Consider the following 2,262-nt stretch of genomic DNA (forward strand, 5'->3'; position numbering starts at 1 on the left):
TGTCAGCATGTGCGACAACACCACAAAAACTTCGTCATTCAGAGCCGGTGTTTCAGTCATCTAGCTCGATGAGCCCACCTGCTGTTGCTAGTTGTATTACTGAAAAATGGGAAAACTTAGACTATTTAGTTTATAGCCCAATGGTGACGTTTCATGAATCATCGTTAGGGTATGAGGTAATGCAGTACTTAGATGGTGAACTAGTCCATTTAGCTGATATAGAAAAAACTGAAACAGGAAGTCATGTTAAGGTCTACACACAGTCTTTGATTCTTTGGACAGACCCAGCGGTTAAGTCTCTCATGAGCTGCGAGCTTCAAAACTAACAAGCAATTTAAGCAGATTCGCAACGCTCGGCAATTTAGGTTTGAATCAGCTTCAGTGTTTACGGCACAATGGTCTAGGTAGGTGGTGGCGTTGCTCACTACTTAATTGGGCGTTAGGTTTTCTGGAGACTTTATGGATATATCGGATTGGCTGAAAATCCCTGCAGCACTATCTGCTTTTGTCGTTTTGAGCAAGTTTCTATACGACGTAGCTAGTGGTAAACGAACAAAGCTAAGAGAAGAATACAGGTTTGCTAAAGAGTTGCTGAGTGATATTAGTACAGGGGAATTACATCCCTATGTGAAAGAAAAGGGTTATCAAGCGTTGGTAGGTTCTCCGGATATTTCCGTAGAAGAAATCGAGTACATTCTAACATTAAAAAATCCAGTTAAATGTTTAAAGGATTATGTTCTTGCTCGCGGATACTTAGAGAAAATTGAATCTAGGGGAAACACGCATCTATGATTTAAGCCTAAGTATCAATCGAAAAGAAAAAGGCTTATTTTAATCATTTGGTATCTCGTGTGGTACGTTGTGTTTGCTTTTTTAGTCGCGAGCCCATTTGTTTTGAATCATTGGTATGATTTTACGCCTACAGACCTTTTAATACTTGTTAGTATTTCTGGTGCTACTTTTGCTTTCCCTGCATGGATAAGTTTGCAGAGTGGGGCAAGAATAGTTAGGGGGCAAAGTTTGGTGGAAAATCAAAGGTGTCATTCGTGGGAGCTAGTGACACAAACCTAACAAGAGACTATGGCGTCAATAGTTAGTTTTTGGCGCTATTGCTATCCCACATAACACCGTCCCTTAGCATTGAATTTAGTATCACCACCATCTTCCTCATGCAGGCAACGATTGCCACTTTTTTCGGTTTGCCTGCCGCAACTAATCGTTCATATGTAGCCTTAAATACGGGGTTACATTGGATGGCAGACATCATTGCCATGTATAAAACGGTACGAACTTGAGCGCGTCCCCCTTGTATCATCCGTTTGCCTTTGAGGCGCCCACTTTCTCTTGTTATTGGAGCGACACCGATAAGAGAAGATGCTTGCTTATTGGTGATGAAACCGAGTTCCGGAACATTGCTGATGATAGACGCGGATGCAATTTTTCCAATTCCTGGCATGCTCTGTAGTATTTCATTCTTAGCTTGATATTCAGGGCAGGTATCGATGAGTTTTGATATCTTTACTTCTATTTTGACGATTTGATTTTTAAGGGCGGTCAAGATTGGTTTTATGGAAGAAGCTAAACTCTGAGGTAAGATTTGTTGTCGATTTCTTTCCATCGTCTGCATGGAAAGCAGTTGATTTCGCCTTGTGACTAAGTCACTCATTAATCGAATATTTTCACTCTTTAACTTGGTTAGTTTAGGTTGAATGGCTTCGCCAAAATGAGCAATGAGAGCGGCATCTAGACGGTCATTCTTAGCTCTTTGTCCAATGGCTCCTGCGAACCTTTTTACATGCAATGGGTTGGCAATGACATAGGGTAACTTCGCTTTATCACAGGCAAATATGAAGGGCATCTCAAGCCGACCTGTGGCTTCGATGACAACGCGGTTAGGTCGATGTTTGGCAATAGTTCGTACCGCTTCTTTGATACCTTTTTCGTTGTTTGGAACGGTAAAGTAAATATCGAGAGGGCGAATATAAATATCTAATTGTGACTTGCCAGTATCAACGCCGACATTAATGTTTTGAAGTGTGTTTGTATTCATAATAAGCTAACTCTTGCTTGCAAATGCGGGCTCGAGACCCAGAAGACTATTCGAGTGTGGTGCTTGGAGTTCTATCAGGTGTTCGTACTTGTTACCGGTCTCTCGCTAGAGGAGCCATCATTTAATCGAACTACTAGATAGAAGAACTTTAGTTGCAGCTAAAGTCTGGGTCTCACCTTACCCGATTTGAGTGCTTATTATCCATACAAAGC

At 41.4% G+C, this 2,262-nt stretch carries 3 protein-coding genes; 2 read left to right on the top strand and 1 reads right to left on the bottom strand.

Annotated elements, in window-relative coordinates:
* Window positions 1–326: hypothetical protein (locus ACU01J_RS21605; RefSeq protein WP_481087445.1), on the top strand; the 326-nt coding region annotated here is incomplete at its 5' end.
* Between the two features lie 133 nt (window positions 327–459).
* Window positions 460–792: a hypothetical protein gene (locus ACU01J_RS21610; protein WP_481087451.1), complete on the top strand. Its 333-nt coding sequence runs from the start codon at window positions 460–462 to the stop codon at window positions 790–792.
* 301 nt (window positions 793–1,093) lie between these two features.
* Here ACU01J_RS21610 and ACU01J_RS21615 read toward each other — a convergent pair whose 3' ends face one another.
* Window positions 1,094–2,050 (bottom strand): IS110 family RNA-guided transposase, encoded by a 957-nt coding sequence (locus ACU01J_RS21615; RefSeq protein ID WP_481087434.1) that lies wholly within the window; start codon window positions 2,048–2,050, stop codon window positions 1,094–1,096.
* Window positions 2,051–2,262 lie beyond the last annotated feature (212 nt).

The sequence above is a fragment of the Vibrio sp. 2433-A1 genome (assembly GCF_056726085.1).